The organism is Pseudomonas sp. 43NM1 (assembly GCF_002836905.1).
In the GTDB taxonomy this organism is placed as follows: domain Bacteria; phylum Pseudomonadota; class Gammaproteobacteria; order Pseudomonadales; family Pseudomonadaceae; genus Aquipseudomonas; species Aquipseudomonas prosekii.
This window is the reverse complement of sequence record NZ_MKGS01000150.1, coordinates 1-19,558: the sequence shown is the minus strand read 5'-3', so window position 1 is coordinate 19,558 and position 19,558 is coordinate 1. Positions and strand designations below refer to the sequence as shown.

Annotated in this window: 20 protein-coding genes and 1 pseudogene; 10 read left to right on the top strand and 11 right to left on the bottom strand. The window is 60.0% G+C overall.

What is annotated here, in order from left to right; translation table 11 throughout:
• Nucleotides 1–51 precede the first annotated feature (51 nt).
• The 7 genes from pip (at nucleotide 52) to BI292_RS16855 (ending at nucleotide 9,358) form a co-directional block, all read left to right on the top strand.
• The gene (gene pip / locus BI292_RS16885; protein ID WP_092274584.1) at nucleotides 52–1,023 is read left to right on the top strand and encodes a prolyl aminopeptidase; all 972 of its coding nucleotides are present in this window, start codon (nucleotides 52–54) and stop codon (nucleotides 1,021–1,023) included.
• Nucleotides 1,020–1,457 (top strand): D-aminoacyl-tRNA deacylase, encoded by a 438-nt coding sequence (gene dtd, locus BI292_RS16880; protein WP_092274581.1) that lies wholly within the window; start codon nucleotides 1,020–1,022, stop codon nucleotides 1,455–1,457. Before pip ends, dtd begins: the two co-directional genes overlap by 4 nt.
• A 275-nt stretch (nucleotides 1,458–1,732) precedes the next feature.
• Entirely contained in the window at nucleotides 1,733–3,568 is a 1,836-nt protein-coding gene (locus BI292_RS16875) for a glucan biosynthesis protein G (RefSeq protein WP_092274578.1), read from the top strand.
• Nucleotides 3,561–6,131 carry a glucans biosynthesis glucosyltransferase MdoH gene (gene mdoH / locus BI292_RS16870; RefSeq protein ID WP_092274575.1) on the top strand — a complete coding sequence of 857 codons (2,571 nt, stop codon included), beginning with the start codon at nucleotides 3,561–3,563 and terminating at the stop codon, nucleotides 6,129–6,131. Before BI292_RS16875 ends, mdoH begins: the two co-directional genes overlap by 8 nt.
• Nucleotides 6,132–6,813: 682 nt before the next feature.
• Nucleotides 6,814–7,611, top strand: coding sequence for a transporter substrate-binding domain-containing protein (locus tag BI292_RS16865; protein ID WP_101208548.1), 798 nt, complete (start codon nucleotides 6,814–6,816; stop codon nucleotides 7,609–7,611).
• A 60-nt stretch (nucleotides 7,612–7,671) separates the two neighbouring features.
• On the top strand, nucleotides 7,672–8,631 hold the full coding sequence (locus tag BI292_RS16860; RefSeq protein ID WP_092274572.1) for an amino acid ABC transporter permease: 960 nt from the start codon (nucleotides 7,672–7,674) through the stop codon (nucleotides 8,629–8,631).
• A complete protein-coding gene (locus BI292_RS16855; protein ID WP_101208534.1) occupies nucleotides 8,624–9,358 on the top strand; it encodes an amino acid ABC transporter ATP-binding protein in 735 nt (244 codons plus the stop codon). Before BI292_RS16860 ends, BI292_RS16855 begins: the two co-directional genes overlap by 8 nt.
• Nucleotides 9,359–9,469: 111 nt before the next feature.
• On the opposite strand, the gene BI292_RS29510 is transcribed toward BI292_RS16855, so the two are convergent.
• The 11 genes and pseudogenes from BI292_RS29510 to ubiE form a co-directional block, all read right to left on the bottom strand.
• Nucleotides 9,470–10,183 carry a methyl-accepting chemotaxis protein gene (locus BI292_RS29510; protein WP_371918737.1) on the bottom strand — a complete coding sequence of 238 codons (714 nt, stop codon included), beginning with the start codon at nucleotides 10,181–10,183 and terminating at the stop codon, nucleotides 9,470–9,472.
• 144 nt (nucleotides 10,184–10,327) lie between these two features.
• Nucleotides 10,328–11,398 (bottom strand): annotated as a pseudogene (locus BI292_RS29505) (methyl-accepting chemotaxis protein); the annotation flags it as partial.
• A 288-nt stretch (nucleotides 11,399–11,686) separates the two neighbouring features.
• Complete coding sequence (locus tag BI292_RS16845) at nucleotides 11,687–12,394, bottom strand: 16S rRNA (uracil(1498)-N(3))-methyltransferase (protein WP_101208532.1); 708 nt, start codon at nucleotides 12,392–12,394, stop codon at nucleotides 11,687–11,689.
• The gene (gene tatC / locus BI292_RS16840; RefSeq protein WP_092274559.1) at nucleotides 12,391–13,185 is read right to left on the bottom strand and encodes a twin-arginine translocase subunit TatC; all 795 of its coding nucleotides are present in this window, start codon (nucleotides 13,183–13,185) and stop codon (nucleotides 12,391–12,393) included. Before tatC ends, BI292_RS16845 begins: the two co-directional genes overlap by 4 nt.
• Nucleotides 13,182–13,652: a Sec-independent protein translocase protein TatB gene (tatB, locus tag BI292_RS16835; RefSeq protein WP_092274556.1), complete on the bottom strand. Its 471-nt coding sequence runs from the start codon at nucleotides 13,650–13,652 to the stop codon at nucleotides 13,182–13,184. The genes tatC and tatB overlap by 4 nt, the downstream gene beginning before the upstream one ends.
• A gap of 10 nt (nucleotides 13,653–13,662) precedes the next feature.
• The gene (locus BI292_RS16830) at nucleotides 13,663–13,941 is read right to left on the bottom strand and encodes a twin-arginine translocase TatA/TatE family subunit (RefSeq protein ID WP_101208531.1); all 279 of its coding nucleotides are present in this window, start codon (nucleotides 13,939–13,941) and stop codon (nucleotides 13,663–13,665) included.
• Nucleotides 13,942–13,972: 31 nt separating this feature from the next.
• A complete protein-coding gene (locus BI292_RS16825; protein ID WP_008025232.1) occupies nucleotides 13,973–14,305 on the bottom strand; it encodes a phosphoribosyl-ATP diphosphatase in 333 nt (110 codons plus the stop codon).
• On the bottom strand, nucleotides 14,298–14,699 hold the full coding sequence (hisI, locus tag BI292_RS16820) for a phosphoribosyl-AMP cyclohydrolase (protein WP_092274551.1): 402 nt from the start codon (nucleotides 14,697–14,699) through the stop codon (nucleotides 14,298–14,300). The genes BI292_RS16825 and hisI overlap by 8 nt, the downstream gene beginning before the upstream one ends.
• Before the next feature lie 78 nt (nucleotides 14,700–14,777).
• Entirely contained in the window at nucleotides 14,778–16,382 is a 1,605-nt protein-coding gene (gene ubiB / locus BI292_RS16815) for a ubiquinone biosynthesis regulatory protein kinase UbiB (RefSeq protein WP_101208530.1), read from the bottom strand.
• Nucleotides 16,379–17,002, bottom strand: coding sequence for an SCP2 domain-containing protein (locus BI292_RS16810; protein ID WP_092274546.1), 624 nt, complete (start codon nucleotides 17,000–17,002; stop codon nucleotides 16,379–16,381). The genes ubiB and BI292_RS16810 overlap by 4 nt, the downstream gene beginning before the upstream one ends.
• The gene (gene ubiE / locus BI292_RS16805) at nucleotides 17,002–17,772 is read right to left on the bottom strand and encodes a bifunctional demethylmenaquinone methyltransferase/2-methoxy-6-polyprenyl-1,4-benzoquinol methylase UbiE (RefSeq protein ID WP_092274543.1); all 771 of its coding nucleotides are present in this window, start codon (nucleotides 17,770–17,772) and stop codon (nucleotides 17,002–17,004) included. The genes BI292_RS16810 and ubiE overlap by 1 nt, the downstream gene beginning before the upstream one ends.
• 155 nt (nucleotides 17,773–17,927) lie before the next feature.
• Here ubiE and BI292_RS16800 point away from each other — a divergent pair, with 155 nt between their 5' ends.
• The 3 genes from BI292_RS16800 to BI292_RS16790 all read left to right on the top strand — a co-directional run.
• Nucleotides 17,928–18,203: a polyhydroxyalkanoic acid system family protein gene (locus tag BI292_RS16800; RefSeq protein ID WP_101208529.1), complete on the top strand. Its 276-nt coding sequence runs from the start codon at nucleotides 17,928–17,930 to the stop codon at nucleotides 18,201–18,203.
• A gap of 225 nt (nucleotides 18,204–18,428) precedes the next feature.
• Nucleotides 18,429–18,851 (top strand): phasin family protein, encoded by a 423-nt coding sequence (locus BI292_RS16795; protein ID WP_101208528.1) that lies wholly within the window; start codon nucleotides 18,429–18,431, stop codon nucleotides 18,849–18,851.
• Between the two features lie 10 nt (nucleotides 18,852–18,861).
• On the top strand, nucleotides 18,862–19,558 hold a 697-nt coding region (locus tag BI292_RS16790; RefSeq protein ID WP_101208527.1), incomplete at its 3' end, for a phasin family protein.

The following is a 19,558-nucleotide window of genomic DNA, read 5'->3' as shown; positions in this document are numbered from 1 at the left end:
AATAATTGAAGTCCCCAGCAGGGATGACCTCGACCCTATACGGAGCGTGCAATGCAGACTTTGTACCCGCAGATCAAACCCTACGCCCGGCACGATCTGGCCGTCGATAAAACCCACACGCTGTACGTCGACGAAAGCGGTACGCCGGAAGGTTTGCCCGTCGTGTTCATCCACGGCGGCCCCGGCGCCGGGTGTGATGCGCAGAGCCGGCGGTTTTTCGATCCGAATCTGTATCGCATTGTCACCTTCGACCAGCGCGGCTGCGGTCGCTCCACGCCGCACGCCAGCCTGGAAAACAACACCACCTGGGATCTGGTCGAAGACCTCGAGCGCATTCGCAAACACCTGAACATCGAGAAATGGGTGCTGTTCGGCGGCTCCTGGGGTTCGACCCTGGCGCTGGCCTACGCGCAGACTCACCCGGAGCGCGTGCATGGCTTGATCCTGCGTGGGATCTTTCTCTGCCGGCCGCAGGAAATCGAGTGGTTCTACCAGGCTGGCGCCAGCCGTCTGTTCCCCGATTACTGGCAGGACTACATCGCGCCGATCCCGCTGGACGAGCGCGACGACTTACTCACGGCTTTCCACAAACGCCTGATCGGCAATGACCAGATCGCGCAGATGCACGCCGCCAAGGCCTGGTCGACGTGGGAAGGGCGGACCGCGACCTTGCGGCCGAATCCGCTGGTGGTCGATCGCTTCTCCGAGCCGCAACGCGCCTTGTCGATCGCGCGCATCGAATGTCACTACTTCACCAACAAAGCCTTCCTCGAACCAAACCAGTTGATCCGCGATATGGGCAAGATTGCGCATCTGCCGGGCGTCATCGTGCATGGCCGTTACGACGTGATCTGCCCGCTGGATAACGCCTGGGAATTGCACCAGAACTGGCCGAACAGCGAACTGCAGGTGATCCGCGATGCCGGCCACGCCGCCTCGGAACCGGGTATCACCGATGCCTTGGTGCGCGCCGCTGGTCAGATGGCCCGGCGTTTGCTCGACTTGCCGCCAGAAGAAGCATGAAGGGTCTGCTGCAACGGGTGCGCGGCGCGCGCGTCGAGGTAGCGGGGGAAGTGGTGGGCGCGGTGGACCAGGGTTTGCTGGTGCTGGTCGCCGTCGAGCCCGGCGACACTCGGGCCAGCGCCGACAAACTTCTGCATAAGCTGCTTAACTATCGTGTGTTCAGTGACGCTGACGGCAAGATGAATCTGTCCCTGAAGGATGTCGACGGTGGCCTGCTGCTGGTCTCGCAGTTCACCTTGGCGGCTGACACCAAGAGCGGCTTGCGCCCGAGTTTTTCGACGGCGGCGACTCCGGCCCTCGGTGAAGAACTTTTCGACTATCTATTAGGCAAAGCGAAAGTCATGCATGGCACTGTGGCATCAGGTAGATTCGGCGCGGATATGCAGGTGCATCTGGTCAATGATGGCCCGGTTACCTTCCTGTTACAGTCCTGAAAGGCCCTGAAACATGTTTTTAAGGGCATTTCGACTGAAAACAGGGGTTTTTCGCGATAAATACTTTGTTACCCCTGATGCGTTGTAACGCGGCCTACTAGATAATCGCGCGCTACGGGGATCAGCGTTCGTTGGCCCATTTGACTTAGGTAGAGCCTTGCCCGGAACCTGTTGGGGAATCATTTTGCCCCACGGGAGTCGGAACATTGCTCGCCAACCTGGCATATAGATAGCTGGCCGTTGGTTTTTTGATCTGTTTTCGGCGAGGGTTGCTCGTGATTGTTAGTCCCTGTAATGCACCAAAATTGTCTGCCAAACGGTTCCGAAGCGCTCTGGTAGCGGGCTCTGCACTGCTCTGCCTGTTTAGCGCCGGTCAGCTTTGGGCATTCAATCTGGATGATGTGTCGGTCAAGGCGAAAGAGCTGGCCGGGCAGAAATACGAAGCCCCGCGCAGTAACCTGCCGAACGAATTCCGCGAAATGAAATTCGCGGACTATCAGAAAATTCGTTTCCGCACTGAAAAAGCCGAGTGGGCCGATCAGAAGACTCCGTTCAAACTTTCGTTCTATCACCAGGGCATGCACTTCGATACCCCGGTGAAAATCAACGAAATCACGGCCAGCACCGTCCAGGAAATCAAATACGACCCAAGTCGTTTCGATTTCGGCGACGTGCAGTTCGATCCTAAAGCCACCGAACAACTGGGTTATGCCGGTTTCCGTGTGCTGTACCCGATCAACAAGGCTGACAAACAAGACGAAATCATGACCATGCTCGGCGCGAGTTACTTCCGCGTTGTCGGCAAGGGTCACACCTATGGCTTGTCCGCTCGCGGCATGGCCATCGATACCGCATTGCCGTCCGGCGAAGAATTCCCGCGTTTCACCGAATTCTGGATTCAACAGCCAAAACCGGGTGACAAGCACCTGGTGATCTTTGCGCTGCTCGATTCCCCGCGCGCTACCGGTGCTTATCGCCTGACCCTGCGTCCAGGCAGCGACACCGTGGTCGACGTCAAAGCGCAGATGTTCCTGCGTGACAAAGTCACCAAGCTCGGCGTTGCGCCGCTGACCAGCATGTTCCTGTTCGGCGCCAACCAGCCGTCGAAAGTGCTCAACTACCGTCGCGAACTGCACGACTCCAGCGGTCTGTCGATCCATGCCGGCAACGGCGAGTGGATCTGGCGTCCACTGAACAACCCGAAACACCTGTCGGTGAGCAATTTCGGCATCGAGAACCCGCGCGGCTTCGGTCTGCTGCAACGTGGTCGTGACTTCAGCCACTACGAAGACCTCGACGACCGCTACGACAAGCGCCCAAGTGCCTGGATCGAGCCAAAAGGCGATTGGGGCAAGGGTTCGGTCGATCTGGTGGAAATCCCGACTGCCGACGAAACCAACGACAACATCGTGGCTTTCTGGAGCCCGGAAAAACTGCCTGAGCCAGGCCAGCCGCTGGATGTCGCTTATCGCATGCACTGGACCATCGACGAAGCTGCCCTGCACGCACCGGACAGCGCCTGGGTCAAACAGACCCTGCGTTCCACCGGCGACGTCAAGCAGTCCAACCTGATTCGTCAGCCGGATGGCAGCGTTGCCTATCTGGTCGACTTCGAAGGTCCGTCGCTGGCCGCATTGCCGGAAACCGCTGACGTGCGCAGCCAGGTCAGTGTTGGCGACAACGCCGAACTGGTCGAAAACAGCGTGCGTTACAACCCCGACACCAAAGGCTGGCGTCTGACCCTGCGCATGAAGATCAAAGACCCGAGCAAGGCCACCGAAATGCGTGCCGCGCTGGTCGAGAACATCGTGCCTGAAGACCTCGCCAAGACCTCGCTCCCAGCCTCCAATTCCTCCGTTGCCAAGGCCGACAAAGTCGCCGCCAAGCAGCAGGAGAAAGCGGACAAAGAAGCCAAGGACGCCAAGCAGGTTGACGCCAAACAGGCTGAAGCCAAGCCGGTTGCCGATGCCAAGGATCAGAACAAGGACAAGGACAACAAAGACGCCAAGCAGCCTGCTGCTGCGGACGCGGCCCCAGCCACACCGGAATCGACAGCGACTGAACAAGTCCTGACCGAGACCTGGAGCTACCAGTTGCCTGCCGATGAGTAATTCTCAAGTACAGCCAGAGACTCTTTCCGAGTATCTGGCGCATTTACCGATGACCGACCAGCAGCGCGCGGAACTCGCGGGCTGCCAGTCCTTTAGCGAACTGCACCAGCGTCTGTCGTCCTCGACGTTCGACGCACCTGCCGAGGCGGCTCAGGCCTCGGTGGGCAAACGCCTGCTGTTGAACAGCGCGGAAGAACTGGAAGAGGCGGAGATGCTCGCCGTTGATGCCAGTGGCCGCGTTGTGCTCAAGGCGACTCCGCCGATTCGTCGGACCAAAGTCGTCCCGGAACCGTGGCGCACCAACATTCTGGTGCGTGGCTGGCGCCGGATGACCGGTCGCACCAACCCTCCGGCACCGCCGAAGGACGAGAACGTGTTGCCGGCCGCGCGCTGGCGCACCGTCGGTTCGATCCGCCGTTACATTCTGCTGGTGTTGATGCTCGGCCAGACCATCGTTGCCGGCTGGTACATGAAAGGCATCATGCCGTACCAGGGCTGGTCGTTCGTCGACCTCAACGAAGTCCTGCACCAACCGGTCCTGCAAACCATCACGCAAGTGCTGCCGTATGCGCTGCAAACCAGCATCCTGATTCTGTTCGGGATTCTGTTCTGCTGGGTCTCCGCCGGTTTCTGGACTGCACTGATGGGCTTCCTCGAGTTGCTCACCGGTCACGATAAATACCGCATCTCCGGCAAAAGCGCCGGCAACGAGCCGATTGCCAAGGACGCACGCACCGCACTGGTGATGCCGATCTGCAACGAAGACGTGCCGCGGGTATTCGCCGGTTTGCGCGCGACGTTCGAGTCGGTGGCGGCCACGGGTGACCTCGACCGTTTCGACTTCTTCGTCCTCAGCGACAGTAACGAAACCGATATCTGCGTTGCCGAGCAGCAAGCCTGGCTGGACGTCTGCCGCGAAGCCAAAGGCTTCGGCAAGATCTTCTATCGTCGCCGTCGCCGTCGCGTGAAACGTAAAAGTGGCAACCTTGACGACTTCTGCCGTCGCTGGGGCGGCGACTACAAGTACATGGTCGTGCTCGACGCGGACTCCGTGATGAGCGGCGAATGCCTGACCAGTCTGGTGCGCTTGATGGAAGCCACGCCGGACGCCGGGATCATCCAGACCGCGCCGCGTGCGTCGGGCATGGACACCCTTTATGCGCGGATGCAGCAATTTGCGACCCGCGTGTACGGTCCGCTGTTCACCGCTGGCCTGCACTTCTGGCAGCTGGGCGAATCGCACTATTGGGGCCACAACGCAATCATCCGCATGAAGCCGTTTATCGAGCACTGCGCCCTCGCGCCGTTGCCGGGTAAAGGTGCTTTTGCCGGGGCGATTCTGTCCCACGACTTCGTCGAAGCCGCGCTGATGCGCCGTGCTGGTTGGGGCGTGTGGATTGCCTACGATTTGCCGGGCAGCTACGAAGAACTGCCGCCGAACCTGCTCGACGAACTCAAGCGTGACCGTCGCTGGTGCCACGGCAACCTGATGAACTTCCGGCTGTTCCTGGTCAAAGGCATGCACCCGGTGCACCGTGCGGTGTTCCTGACCGGCGTGATGTCTTACTTGTCGGCGCCGTTGTGGTTCTTCTTTCTGGTGCTGTCCACCGCGCTGTTGGCGGTGAACACGCTGATGGAGCCGCAATACTTCATGGAGCCGCGACAGCTGTATCCGTTGTGGCCGCAGTGGCACCCGGACAAAGCCGTCGCGCTGTTCTCGACGACCGTCGTGCTGTTGTTCCTGCCGAAGTTGCTGAGCATCATCCTGATCTGGGCCAAAGGCGCGAAAGAGTTCGGCGGCAAGTTCAAAGTGACGTCTTCGATGTTGCTGGAAATGCTCTTCTCGATGTTGCTGGCGCCGGTGCGGATGATCTTCCACACCCGTTTCGTCCTCGCCGCGTTCCTCGGCTGGGCCGCGACCTGGAACTCGCCGCAACGTGACGACGACTCGACGCCATGGAGCGAGGCGGTCAAGCGCCACGGGCCGCAAACGTTGCTGGGCTTTTTCTGGGCACTGCTGGTGATCTGGCTGAACCCGAGCTTCCTCTGGTGGCTGGTGCCGATCGTCGGTTCGCTGATGCTGTCGATCCCGGTGTCGGTGATTTCCAGCCGTGTCGGCCTGGGCCTGAAGTCGCGCGATGCGAAGCTGTTCCTGATTCCTGAGGAATACAATCCGCCGCAGGCTCTGGTCGCGACCGATCAGTACACCCACGAAAACCGTTATCACGCGTTGAACGACGGTTTCGTTCGGGCCGTGGTCGATCCGCAGCAGAACGCCCTGGCGTGCTCGCTGGCGACTTCGCGTCACGGTCAGGCCGAGCCGATCGAGTGGTTGCGCGTCGAACGCGTCCGTCATGCGTTGAAAGTCGGCCCTGCCGGGCTGAACAACCATGATCGCCTGCAACTGCTGAGCGACCCGGTGGCTTTGGGTCGTCTGCATGAGCAGGTGTGGAACGAAGGTCACGCCGAGTGGCTGCAAGCCTGGCGCCAATCGGTGAAAGCCGATCCGCACGCGCCGCTGCTGCCGCTTAAACCACTGAGCGCACAGCCTCAGTTGGCGTAATGAAAAACCCCGCGAAAGCGGGGTTTTTTTTGTTTGTGGCGTGTTCTGGATGTGTGTGTACCCCAAGAGCCACCCCTCTCCCTAACCCTCTCCCCAAAGGGGCGAGGGGACTGACCGAGGTGTCTTGCTTCATACATCGACCTGAGATATCGAGTCGAACTCAGGTTTCGAAAAGCCCCCGATCTGCTCCCTTTCCCCCTCTCCCCAAAGGGGCGAGGGGACTGATCGAGGTGTCTTGCGTCATACATCGACCTGAGATATCGAGCCGAACTCAGGTTTCGAAAAGCCCCCGATCTGCTCCCTTTCCCCCTCTCCCCAAAGGGGCGAGGGGAATGACCGAGGTGTCTTGCGTCATACATCGACCTGAGATATCGAGCCGAACTCAGGTTTCGAAAAGCCCCCAATCTGCTCCCTTTCCCCCTCTCCCCTATGGGGAGAGGGCTGGGGTGAGGGGTGGCCCTTGAATGTTTAAAAAAACCAACAGCCACCCACATTCCTCCGCAGGGTATTTCCTGCCCCTTAGCCAACAAATCCCAACCAAACACTTGTGCAAACACCCCAGTGCGTTAGCATCCGTCCCCGAATTGGTGCGCCCGGACAGATTTCTGTCCGTATCGAGCGGTTTCCCAGCGGAATCCGCCGATTGCGCGCCTCACAACGCAATGGTTTTGGGGACTTGATGATGAAGAAGTATCTCTCGATGCTGCTGGTCGGCGTCACGGCATTGGTTGCAGTCAACGCGGCGCAGGCCGGTGCCATCGATGACGCGGTCAAGCGCGGCACGCTGAAAGTCGGCATGGACCCGACCTACATGCCGTTCGAAATGACCAACAAGCGCGGCGAGATCATCGGTTTCGAAGTCGACATCCTCAAAGCCATGAGCAAAGCCATGGGCGTGAAACTGGAGCTGGTCTCCACCGCCTACGACGGCATCATCCCGGCGCTGATGACCGACAAGTTCGACATGATCGGCAGCGGCATGACCCTGACCCAGGAACGCAACCTGCGCCTGAACTTCAGCGAACCGTTCATCGTTGTCGGCCAGACCTTGCTGATCCGCAAGGAGCTGGAAGGCACGATCAAGACCTACAAAGACCTGAACACCGACCAGTACCGCATCACTTCCAAGCTCGGCACTACCGGCGAAATGGTCGCGAAAAAGCTGATCTCCAAAGCCAAGTACCACGGCTACGACAATGAGCAGGAAGCCGTGCTCGACGTGGTCAACGGCAAGGCCGATGCCTTCATCTACGACGCGCCGTACAACGTCGTCGCAGTGAACAAGGTCGGCGCCGGCAAACTGGTGTTCCTCGACAAGCCGTTCACCTATGAGCCACTGGCCTTCGGCCTGAAGAAGGGCGATTACGACAGCCTCAACTTCGTCAACAACTTCCTGCACCAGATCCACGAAGACGGCACCTACGATCGCATCCATGACAAGTGGTTCAAAGACACCGCTTGGCTCAAGGACATGGAATAAGCCTTACCGCTGATCGTTCTCACGCTCTGCGTGGGAACGAGCGAATCTGAGAGTCCTGCAATGAAACAGAAAAAAGCCCTGTGGCCCTGGCACCTGCTGACGGTGCTGGTGCTGATCGGCCTGGCCGGCGCGCTGTATTACGCCACCTCGCTGATGTCCTACGAATGGCGCTGGAACCGCGTGCCGCAATACTTCGCCTATCACGCCGAAGAATCCCAGCGCGCCGCCGACATCTCGACCGTCAGCGAACTGGTGCGCAAGGGCGATAAGGCCGACGTCACCCTGCGCAACGACGCCGGCGACGAACAACACCTGACGGTCGACGAAAACAGCCTGCAAGTGGCTCAGGGCGATGACGTGGCGGAGGGCGACGTCGTCGGCGTGACCCGGCATTGGGCCGCCGGACCGCTGTTGTGGGGTTTGTGGACGACGTTGTGGTTATCGGTGGTCTCGGGTGTGCTTGGATTGCTGATCGGCCTGGTCACCGGCCTGTGTCGTCTATCCAGCAACCCGACCCTGCGCGATCTCTCGACCATTTATGTCGAACTGGTGCGCGGCACGCCGCTGCTGGTGCAGATCTTCATTTTCTACTTCTTCATCGGCACCGTGATGAACCTGTCCCGCGAGTTCGCCGGGATCGCCGCGCTGTCGCTGTTCACCGGTGCTTACGTCGCCGAGATTATTCGTTCTGGCGTGCAGTCGATCGCCCGTGGGCAGAACGAAGCGGCGCGCTCGCTGGGCCTGAGCGCCGGCCAGTCGATGCGTCACGTGGTATTGCCGCAAGCGCTGAAACGCGTGCTGCCGCCGCTGGCCGGGCAGTTCATCAGTCTGGTCAAAGACACGTCGCTGGTGTCGGTGATCGCGATTACCGAGCTGCTGAAAAGCGGTCGCGAAGTCATCACCACCTCGTTCTCGCCGTTCGAAATCCTGTTCTGCGTGGCCGGGTTGTACCTGTTGATCAACCTGCCGCTGTCGAAAATTGCCAGCCGGCTTGAGCGGAGGCTCGCGCAAAGTGATTGAAGTCCGCGATCTGGTAAAAGTCTTCGACACCCGTGGCCAAGTGGTGCGCGCGGTGGATAACGTGTCGACGCACGTAGCCAGGGGCGAAGTGCTGGTGGTGATCGGCCCGTCCGGTTCCGGCAAATCGACTTTCCTGCGCTGCCTGAATGGCCTGGAAGAATTCGATTCGGGCTCGGTGAGCATCGACGGCCTGCAACTGGCCGACCCGAAAACCGACGTCAACGCCTACCGCCGGGAAGTCGGCATGGTGTTCCAGCATTTCAATCTGTTCCCGCACATGACCGTGCTGGAAAACCTCTGCCTCGCGCAGAAAGTCGTGCGCAAGCGCGGTAAAAAGGAGCGCGAGGCCAAGGCCTTGGCGTTGCTGGAAAAGGTCGGCATCGCGCAGAAGGCCAATGAGTTTCCATCGCGCCTGTCCGGCGGCCAGCAACAACGCGTGGCGATTGCCCGGGCGTTGGCGATGGAGCCGAAGGTCATGCTGTTTGATGAGCCGACGTCGGCGCTGGATCCGGAAATGGTCGGCGAAGTGCTGGACGTGATGAAAACCCTGGCCGTGGAAGGCATGACCATGGTCTGCGTGACGCATGAAATGGGTTTCGCGCGGGAAGTGGCGGATCGGGTGCTGTTCTTCGATCACGGCAAACTGCTCGAAGATGCCGCGCCAGCGGAGTTCTTCGATGCTCCGAAGGATCCGCGGGCGCAGGCGTTTTTGCGCCAGGTTTTGTAGCTTCGGCGTCTGTTCTGACGCCTTCGCGGGCAAGCCTCGCTCCTACAGTTTTGAGGTGGTACACACAACCCTGTAGGAGCGAGGCTTGCCCGCGAACGGCGCGACGCGGTTTCAAACCTTGAACTTGCCCACCAGCATCTGCAGATGCGTGCCCAATCGTGCCAGTTCAACGCTCGACGCCGCTGTCTCTTCGCTCGCCGCCGAGGTCTGCTCGGACACGTCGCGCACGTTCAGCACGCTGCGGTTGATCTCTTCGGCGACGGCGCTCTGTTGCTCGGCCGCTGCAGCGATCTGTTGGTTCATCGACTGAATCGCCGACACTGTGCGGGTGATGCTTTCCAGCGAACCACCGGCGCGGCGGGTCAGCTCGACGCTGCTGTCGGTCAGGCTGCGGCTGTTGTCCATGATGGTTGCGACTTGCTGGGTGCCGGTTTGCAGGCCGACGATCAACTCTTCGATTTCCTCGGTGGACTTCTGCGTGCGCTGAGCCAGGCTGCGCACTTCATCGGCGACCACGGCAAAACCGCGTCCAGCCTCACCGGCACGCGCGGCCTCGATGGCGGCGTTGAGTGCCAGCAAGTTGGTTTGCTGCGCGACCGACTTGATCACGTCGAGCACGCTGCCGATCTTGTCGCTCTCGCGCTTCAGATCGCCCATGGCGGCCGTGGAGTTGCCGACTTCGATGGCCAGGCGCTCAATCTGCGCGATGGCTTCGCCGACCACTTTGTCACCTTCACGGGCCTGTTGATCGGCAGCGGCCGCCGCTTCCGAGGCTTCCTCGGCGTTGCGCGCGACTTCCTGCACAGTGGCGGTCATCTCGTGCATCGCGGTGGCGACCTGATCGGTTTCGATTTTCTGATTATTGACCCCGGCGCTGGTCTGCTCGGTCACCGCCGACAACTCTTCGGCCGCGCTGGCGATTTGCGTAACGCCATCGCTGATGCCGCCAATCAGCTCGCGCAGGCCCAACGTCATGCTTTGCATGGCGCGCTGCAATTGGCCGAGTTCGTCTTCACGCTGGGAAATCAGGTTGAGCGTCAGGTCGCCAGCGGCAACGCGCTCGGCAACTTTCAAGGTTTCGCTCAGCGGAATCACGATCTGCCGGGTGATCGCCCACGCCGCCAGCAGCCCGACGACCAGCGCCAGAATCGACGCCATCAGCAAATGGGTTTTGGCTTGCGCCGCATCGGTGTCACGCACCACCGTTTGCGAAACGGTGAGTTTTTTACTGAGGTCGAGCAACACATCGCCTTGCGCGACCATGCGTTTGAGGGCAGCGGCGTTGGCCACTTGCGAGTCGCGGAACTGGCTGACGGCGGCGCGATAAGCCTTCAGTGATTCGGCGGCCTGTTGCAGGTTGGCGTTGTGCTGTTCGGTCAGTTGCTCCGGCAGTTGCGTCGGCAGGCTGGCGATGTTTTTCAGCGCGTTGTCGATGGCGTCCAGTGCCGGTTGCTCGGCTTCAGTCTTGGCGCTGTAGGTGTAACCGCGCACCTGGAAGCGGGCTTGCTGGATCAGTTTGCTCAGGTCGACCACCGCGTTGAATTGCGCGACATTTTCGCCCTGGAGCAGGGATTTCTCGACTTCAGCGACTTTCGCCACGGCATTGTCGGCCGTAGCGCCGAGCTTGCCGCGCGCGTCTTCGCGGGTGGCGGCGGCCTGGGTCATGGCGTTGAACGCTTGTTTGTACTCGCTGACGGCGGCCAGTTGCTGGTCGATCATCGCCACGTCGGCCGGTTGTTCGATCAGCTTGCGCGCGGTTTGCAGGCCGGCGTCGAGGCGCCCGAGCATCTCGTTGACCGCGCCCGGGCCTTGTTCGCCACGACGCGTTTCGTATTCCTGGCGGGCGAGGCGCAAGTCTTTGGTCATATCGTTGAGGCTGGCAATGAACCCGAGCTTGTCGCCACGGCTCATCACACCCGTCAGCCCGGTCCAGCCGGTGAAGGCGATCAACAAGGTCAGGAGCAGGACGAGACCGAAGCCGACACCCAGTTTGCGTTTAACGCTTACGTTTCCAAGCTTCTCGGCTAGCCAACGGTACATGCTGCTACTCCCCCACGAACGGCGTTTTGGTTTTATGAGGAATGTATCGGCCCGAGGCTGGGAATCTGTAGCCCTGTGGCGAGGGGGCTTGCCCCCGTTTGGGCGCGAAGCGGCCACTGGTTCCCCCAACACATCACATTTGGCTGTTTGGCGACTGCTTCGCAGCCGAACGGGGGCAAGCCCCCTCGCCACATGGGTGTGTCAGGCAACAGATGAGTTGACTGGCAGTCCGCTATCGCGAGCAAGCTTTGCTCCTACAGGTTTTGTGTATTGCAGGCGGGTGTGTTGTTAAAAGAGGCGGGCGAGCAGGGCGGTGACGGCGGTTTCGACGCGCAGGATGCGCTCGCCGAGTTGCACCGGTTGCAGGCCGGATTTGCCCAGCAATTCGATCTCGTAAGGAATCCAGCCACCTTCCGGGCCAATCGCCAGTGTCACCGGTTCATCGAGACCGCGCGGGCAGGGCGGGTAGTTACCGGGATGCCCGACCAGGCCCAAAGTGCCCTCGGCAATGGCCGGCAAACGGTCTTCGACAAACGGCTTGAAGCGCTTCTCGATGACCACCTCCGGCAACACGCTGTCGCGCGCCTGTTCGAGGCCGAGGATCAATTGCTCACGAATCGCCTCCGGTTCGAGGAACGGCGTCTGCCAGAAGCTCTTCTCGACGCGATAGCTGTTCACCAGCACGATGCGCGGCACACCCATGGCCGCAACAGTCTGAAACACCCTACGGAGCATTTTCGGCCGTGGCAGCGCCAGCACCAGGGTCAACGGCAGCTTGGTCGGCGGCGATTGGTCGAGGGTCACGCGCAATTCGGCTTCGCCGGCCTCCAGCCGCAACACCTCGGCCGAACCCATCAATCCGCCGATTCGCCCGACGCGCATGCTGTCGCCGACTTCGCAGCGATGCACTTCCTGCATGTGCGTCAACCGACGATCACCCAGGACCACGCGGTCGGGCGCGATAAAATCGGCCTCTTCGAGGAGCAGCAGGTTCACGGTTGGGTCGCTGGCGGCTGGTCGTTGTGATCGTCAACCGGCTGGTCTTCCGGTCGATCGCCACGCTTGCTGATGAGGCTGCCGAAGATAATGCCGATCTCGAACAGCAGCCACATCGGCACTGCCAGCAAGGTCTGCGAGAAGATGTCCGGCGGGGTCAGGATCATGCCGACGACGAAGCAGCCGATGATCACGTACGGGCGGATTTTCTTCAGATAGATGACATCGACCACGCCGATCCACACCAGCAGCACCACGGCCACCGGGATCTCGAACGCGACGCCGAAAGCAAAGAACAGCGTCATCACGAAATCGAGGTAGCTGCTGATGTCGGTCATCATTTCGACACCGGCCGGGGTGGCGGCGGCGAAGAATTTGAAGATCAGCGGAAACACCAGGTAATAGGCGAAGGCCATGCCGGTATAGAACAGCATGATGCTGGAGACCAGCAACGGCACGGCGATGCGCTTCTCGTGTTTGTACAGGCCCGGCGCGATGAAACCCCATATCTGATGCAGGATCACCGGGATCGCGAGGAACAGCGACACCATCATCGTCAGCTTCAGCGGCGTCAGGAACGGCGACGACACGTCGGTGGCAATCATCGTCGCGCCGACCGGCAGATACTGGCGCAGCGGCGTGGAGACGAAGGTGTAGATCTGCTGGGTGAACGCGAACAACCCGGCGAAGATGATGAAAATCGCCGCTACGCAGCGCAGCAGGCGGGTACGCAACTCGGTGAGGTGCGAAACCAGCGGCATGTGCTGGTCGTTTTCAGGGAGATCGCTCATGGGGCTCGCGGCGGCAATGGAGTGTCGTGAGGTGCCGGCGTGGTCGGCGCGGCGGCAGGCGCAGCAGGTTGTTCAGGTGCTGCGGGCGCAACAGGTGCTGGCGCGTCAATCACTGGCGCGGGTTCGACGCCGCCCATGCTTGGCACGGATTCGGTGCCCGGCGCGTGAATGGTCTGCTCCAGCACCGGCTCGACCGGTTTGACCGGCGTGGCTTGCTGCTGGGTCGGCGTGAAAATCTTCCGCGCCTCCTGCTCCAGCGACAGAATGTGTTCGTTGTGCAGTTGCCGACGAATCTCGTCGGCACCGATTTCACGTTCAACTTCCTGTTTGATCGCGTTGAAACTGCGCTTCAACCGCCCGACCCACAGGCCAGCAGTGCGCGCAGCACCCGGCAGACGCTCGGGGCCCAGCACCAGCAGGGCCACGAGGCCGACGAGCAGCAGTTCAGAGAAGCTGATACCAAACATTAGTCAGTGCTCACACGTCTTTGCGGATCGGCTCTTCGACTTTCTGCGCCTGCACGTCGATGGTGTGCGGCTGGTTCAGCGGCGAAGTGGCCGTGGGTTGCGCAGGTGGCACCGGTTGCGCCGGGGTCACGGTCGGATCGGCCGGTTTTTCGTCATCATTCATGGCTTTGCGAAAGCCCTTGATCGACTCGCCGACGTCCGTGCCGAGGTTTTTCAGTTTTTTGGTGCCGAACACCAGCACCACGACAACCAGGATGACGATCCAGTGTTTCCAGTCAAAAATGCCCATGTTGCTGTTCCTCTAAATACTAAATAGTTGTTCAGGCGGACGGGCGCGAGGCTTTCTCGGCGTGTCCGGACAGACCGAAGCGACGGTCCAGTTCATCGAGCACAGCCTGTGGATGCTGCCCCAGTTGGGCGAGCATGACCATGCTGTGGAACCACAAGTCGGCGGTCTCGTAGATCACGTCGCTGCAGTCGCCGCTGATCGCGGCGTCCTTGGCGGCAATAATCGTTTCGACCGACTCTTCGCCGACTTTCTCCAGAATCTTGTTCAAACCCTTGTGATACAGGCTGGCGACATACGAGCTGTCGGCCGCCGCGCCTTTGCGCGCTTCCAGCACTTCGGCCAGACGGGTCAGGGTGTCACTCATGGCTGTGTCCTGCGGAATAAATGGAGTGCGGGTCTTTCAGGACCGGGTCGACGGTTTTCCAGTCGCCGTTCTCGTAAACGCGATAGAAGCAGCTTTGGCGACCGGTATGGCATGCGATGTCGCCAATTTGCTCGACCATCAGGATGATCACGTCGGCGTCGCAGTCGAGGCGCATCTCATGCAGGGTTTGCACGTGGCCGGACTCTTCACCCTTGCGCCACAACTTGCCACGCGAACGTGACCAGTAGATGGCACGGTTCTCGGCGGCAGTCAGTTCCAGCGCTTCGCGATTCATCCAGGCCATCATCAGCACGCGCCCGGTTTGGTGATCCTGGGCAATCGCCGGCACCAGGCCATCTGCGTCCCATTTGATCTCGTCCAGCCAGTTTTTCATCTTCGACTCCGACAGCGGCCCGACACTTCATTAGTCGGGCAGGCGTTGAAACAGTGTGCCAGCGTGTGCCGGCTCTGGCTATCGGCGCACGACCAGATACAAACCGACAATCACCATCACACCGGCCGGCCAATGCCCCAGTTCATTCAGCGGGCCGCCCGCCGCGAGCACCGCGCCGCCGCCCAGATGCGCGCAACCGAGCAGCCGCAGGAACCAGTCGTCCTTGCGTTTATGCCACGGTGGCGGTGGGTCGTAGGCGTGTGGCTGGGACATGCGTTCGAGCAGGTCGCGGGCCATGTTGGCCAGGTGCGGCAGTTGCTCGAACTGGCTTTGCACGTTGCCGATCAGGGTTTTCGGGCTGACGCGCTCGCGCATCCAGCGTTCGAGGAACGGCTGCGCGGTGTTCCACAAATCCAGGTCCGGGTACAACTGACGGCCCAGGCCTTCGATGTTCAGCAGGGTTTTTTGCAGCAATACCAACTGCGGCTGCACTTCCATGTTGAAGCGTCGCGCGGTCTGGAACAGGCGCATCAGCACCTGGCCGAAGGAAATATCTTTTAACGGTTTTTCGAAGATCGGTTCGCAGACGGTGCGGATCGCTGCTTCGAATTCATTCAGTTTGGTCTCCGCCGGCACCCAACCGGAATCGATGTGCAACTGCGCCACACGCCGATAATCACGCTTGAAAAACGCGAACAGGTTACGCGCCAGATAATCCTGATCTTCCGGGGTCAGGCTGCCGACGATGCCGCAGTCGATCGCAATGTACTGCGGGCTCCACGGGTTGACGGTGCTGACGAAGATGTTGCCGGGGTGCATGTCGGCATGGAAAAAACTGTCGCGGAACACTTGAGTGAAGAAAATCTCGACGCCACGTTCGGCGAGCATTTTCATGTCGGTGCGCTGGTCGGCCAGCGTCGCCAGGTCCGTCACCTGAATCCCGTAAATGCGCTCCATCACCAGCACTTTTGGCCGGCACCAGTCCCAGTAGACTTGCGGCACATACAGCAGCTGCGATCCTTCGAAATTGCGCTTCAACTGACTGGCGTTGGCAGCTTCGCGCAGCAGGTCGAGTTCGTCGTAGATGGTTTTTTCGTAGTCCAGAACCACGTCCACCGGGTGCAGCAGGCGTGCATCGGCGGAGAGCTTTTCAGCCGCGCGGGCGAGGATGAACAGCCACGCCAGATCCTGCGCAATGATCGGTTTGAGGCCAGGACGAATGACTTTGACCACGACTTCTTCGCCGCTTTTCAACTGCGCGGCATGCACCTGCGCCACCGAGGCCGAGGCCAGCGGTTCGACGTCGAAACGGCTGAAGACTTCGCTGATTTTTTTCCCGAGCTGCTCTTCGATCAACTTGATCGACACTTGCGAGTCGAACGGCGGCACGCGGTCCTGCAGCATCATCAGCTCATCGGCGATGTCTTCCGGCAGCAGGTCGCGGCGCGTGGAAAGAATTTGCCCGAACTTGATGAAAATCGGCCCGAGGTCCTGCAACGCCAGGCGCAATCGCGCGCCACGGCTCAGTTCCAGGGTCTTGCGCGGGAACCAGCGCCACGGCAACGCATAGCGCAGCGCCAGCAGAAACCAGGGCAGCGGCAGGGCGAACAGCAGGTCATCGAGGCGGTAGCGGATCACAACGCGCTGGATGCGCAACAAACGGCGGACGGCAAGCAGCTTCATGCGTTATCGCTTGGGTCGAGGGATCGGGAAAGGCGCTCGAAACGCGCCTCAAGACGTTCCAGATCAAGTTTGATCTGGTCCAGTTCACTGAAACGGGCTTCGGCTTCGCGTTGACCGACGAGGGTGCGCGATTCTTCGGCCAGGTATTCGCCAAGGTTCTGGTTGAGGCTGGCGAACCCTTGTTGATAAAAGCGTGCGCGGCTGCGCAGGTGACCGCCGACCAGTTGCGTGGCCACCGGACCGAGCCAGCGCGAGAGTTCGTACTCCCAGTCCAGCTCGAGGTCCTGAAGGATCGCCGCAAGGTCCAGCAGCACGCCGCTGTCGCCGTCGAGTTCGACTTCAGGGCCGTGCAGCACGGCAGTCTTGTCCTTGCTGGTCGCCAGTTTCAACAGGCTGGCGGCCGGTGCGCGCAAGGTGCAATCGGCGCCGGTTTCCCACTGCGAGGCGAGCATCAGGCCTTCATCGCTGGGCAGGATAAACAGTTGCAGCGCCGGGCTGCGGCAATCGACGGCAATCACTTTGCCGCTCAAATGCGCGAGGCGCGGCAGCGCTGTGCTGTCGAGGCGCAGCACCCGGTTAATCCCGAGTTCAACGCTGGCGAGCAGTCCGGCGAGCAGCATCAGGGTTTGATGCCGCGGTGCAGGGCAACGATGCCTGCGGTCATATTGTGATAGGTCACTCGGTCGAAACCGGCCTCGACCATCATCGACTTCAGGGTTTCCTGATTCGGGTGCATGCGGATCGATTCGGCGAGGTAACGATAGCTTTCCGAATCGTTGGTGATCAGCTTGCCCATCAACGGCATGAAGGCGAACGAGTAAGCGTCGTAGGCTTTGGACATCAATGCGTTGGTCGGTTTGGAGAACTCCAGCACCAGCAGGCGACCGCCCGGCTTGAGCACGCGCAGCATCGAACGCAGGGCGTCTTCCTTGTGCGTGACGTTGCGCAGGCCGAAAGCGATGGTCACGCAATCGAAATGGTTGTCCGGGAACGGCAGCTTTTCAGCGTCAGCCTGGACGAATTCGACGTTGCCGGCGACACCCAGATCCAGCAGGCGGTCGCGACCGACTTTGAGCATGGATTCGTTGATGTCGGCCAACACTACGTGGCCGGTAGGGCCGACGAGGTGCGAGAATTTTTTGGTCAGGTCGCCGGTGCCGCCGGCAATGTCGAGCACGCGGTTGCCGCTGCGAACGCCCGAGAGTTCGATCGCGAAACGCTTCCACAAACGGTGCATGCCGCCCGACAGGAGGTCGTTCATCAAGTCGTACTTGGCGGCTACCGAGTGGAAAACTTCAGCGACTTTTTCCGCTTTTTGGCTTTCCGGAACGTTTTTGAAACCGAAGTGAGTGGTGGGTTCGGCATCGCTGCCTTTGCGCTGATCAGTCATATCGCTGTCACCAGAAGAGAATGCGGGACATTCTAATCCCGGTGGCCTGCTTTGTCTTGGAGTGCCTAAAGGTAAGATGTCGAACCGCCGGGACGTTTTGCCGCAGCAGCGGTCAAGATGCTTCAGGAAAGTATCCCTATAGAAGGAGTCATTCAATGGCCCGAATCAGTGTTGAACGTACCCACGACCTGGGCAAGGAAGCGGCCCGCGAGAAGGCTGACCTGCTGGCGAAGAAGCTCTCTGAGCAATACGGCCTGGAGCCGCAATGGTCCGGCGACACCCTGAACCTCAAGCGCTCGGGCGTGAAAGGCGCGGTGCATGTCGGCGAAGATTCGATCAAGGTCGATGTCGAGCTGGGCCTGTTGATGTCAGCCATGAGCGGCACGATCAAATCAGAGATCGAAAAGGCCCTTGATAAGGCCCTGGTCTGACTAATACCTGTAGGAGCGAAGCTTGCTCGCGAAGAGGCCGGTACATTCGCTGCTTCTTCTATGGCAGGAATTCGGCCTTCGCGGGCAAGCCTCGCTCCTACAGTTTTCACGGCACGCAAATGTTGCGGTTGTTAGGGTGCCGTTTCTAATTTTTCTGCCTACTTTGTGCCAGAGCCCGACACTTTCGCGGGCAGTTCCTCAAACCTTCTGCGCGTGAGGTGCACCATGGCCAAAGTTATTTTGAAGAAAAAAATCGACTCCTCGACTAACGCTCTGCACGACGTCAAATCGTATGCCCGCAAGATCTGGCTGGCAGGCCTGGGTGCCTACACCAAGGTTGGCCAAGAGGGCAGCGAGTACTTTCAAGAGTTGATCCAGGCTGGTCAAACTGTTGAAAGCAAAGGCAAAAAAGTAGTTGCCGAAAAACTTGAAGCGGCCAACTCCGAGATCGATGAAGCCAAGAGTGAAGTGAACACTTTCAAAGGCAAGGTCGAAGTTCAACTCGACAAGGTTGAAAAGGCTTTTGACTCACGTGTCGCAAGTGCCTTGAATCGTATCGGCATTCCGTCTAAACATGACGTTGAGACACTGTCTGCTAAGCTCGATGAGTTGACGGCATTGCTCGAACGCGTCGCGCGTAAATCTTAAGGAGAACGGGATGGCTGGTAAAAAGAATACTGACAAAGAAGGCAGCTCGTGGATCGGGAAGGTCGAAGACTACTCCCGCAAGATCTGGCTGGCTGGTTTAGGCGTGTACTCGAAGATCGACACTGACGGCAGCAAGCTCTTCGATACATTGGTCAAAGACGGCGAGAAAGCCGAGAAGCTCACCAAAAGTGCAGTTGGCAAGAAAGTCGACTCCGCCAAGGATTCCGCTTCCTCTGCCAAGTCGCGCATCAGCGGCGTGAAAGATCGCGCACTGGGCAAGTGGGATGAACTGGAAGGTGCTTTCGACAAGCGCCTGAACAGCGCCATTTCGCGCCTCGGTGTTCCAAGCCGCAATGAAGTGAAAGCACTGCACAGCAAGGTCGATACCCTGACCCGGCAGATCGAGAAACTCACCGGCGCCAAGGTTGCGCCAGTTGCGAGCAAAACCGCAGCTGCAAAACCTGCCGCTAAAACTGCTACGGCTGCTAAAACTGCTGCGGCGAAACCGGCAGCCAAATCCGCTGCCAAGCCACTGGTCAAAGCCGCTGCCAAAGCAGTTGCCAAACCTGCTGCCAAAGCCGCCGCGAAAACCGCTGCGGCGAAACCTGTAGCCAAGGCCGCCGCGAAAACTGCAGCCAAGCCTGTCCCTGCAAAAACCGCCGCAAAACCAGCTGCGAAACCGGCTGCCAAAACCGCCGCGGCGAAAC

Excerpts from the sequence above, each read along its gene's own strand:
- BI292_RS16800 (WP_101208529.1), top strand. The coding sequence starts at position 17,928 with ATGGCCCGAATCAGTGTTGAACGTACCCACGACCTGGGCAAGGAAGCG.
- mdoH (WP_092274575.1), top strand. The coding sequence starts at position 3,561 with ATGAGTAATTCTCAAGTACAGCCAGAGACTCTTTCCGAGTATCTGGCG.
- tatC (WP_092274559.1), bottom strand. The coding sequence starts at position 13,185 with ATGAGCGATCTCCCTGAAAACGACCAGCACATGCCGCTGGTTTCGCAC.
- ubiB (WP_101208530.1), bottom strand. The coding sequence starts at position 16,382 with ATGAAGCTGCTTGCCGTCCGCCGTTTGTTGCGCATCCAGCGCGTTGTG.
- BI292_RS16795 (WP_101208528.1), top strand. The coding sequence starts at position 18,429 with ATGGCCAAAGTTATTTTGAAGAAAAAAATCGACTCCTCGACTAACGCT.
- hisI (WP_092274551.1), bottom strand. The coding sequence starts at position 14,699 with ATGAAAAACTGGCTGGACGAGATCAAATGGGACGCAGATGGCCTGGTG.
- dtd (WP_092274581.1), top strand. The coding sequence starts at position 1,020 with ATGAAGGGTCTGCTGCAACGGGTGCGCGGCGCGCGCGTCGAGGTAGCG.
- BI292_RS16860 (WP_092274572.1), top strand. The coding sequence starts at position 7,672 with ATGAAACAGAAAAAAGCCCTGTGGCCCTGGCACCTGCTGACGGTGCTG.
- ubiE (WP_092274543.1), bottom strand. The coding sequence starts at position 17,772 with ATGACTGATCAGCGCAAAGGCAGCGATGCCGAACCCACCACTCACTTC.
- BI292_RS16865 (WP_101208548.1), top strand. The coding sequence starts at position 6,814 with ATGAAGAAGTATCTCTCGATGCTGCTGGTCGGCGTCACGGCATTGGTT.
- BI292_RS29510 (WP_371918737.1), bottom strand. The coding sequence starts at position 10,183 with ATGCACGAGATGACCGCCACTGTGCAGGAAGTCGCGCGCAACGCCGAG.
- BI292_RS16830 (WP_101208531.1), bottom strand. The coding sequence starts at position 13,941 with ATGGGCATTTTTGACTGGAAACACTGGATCGTCATCCTGGTTGTCGTG.
- pip (WP_092274584.1), top strand. The coding sequence starts at position 52 with ATGCAGACTTTGTACCCGCAGATCAAACCCTACGCCCGGCACGATCTG.
- BI292_RS16825 (WP_008025232.1), bottom strand. The coding sequence starts at position 14,305 with ATGAGTGACACCCTGACCCGTCTGGCCGAAGTGCTGGAAGCGCGCAAA.
- tatB (WP_092274556.1), bottom strand. The coding sequence starts at position 13,652 with ATGTTTGGTATCAGCTTCTCTGAACTGCTGCTCGTCGGCCTCGTGGCC.
- BI292_RS16810 (WP_092274546.1), bottom strand. The coding sequence starts at position 17,002 with ATGCTGCTCGCCGGACTGCTCGCCAGCGTTGAACTCGGGATTAACCGG.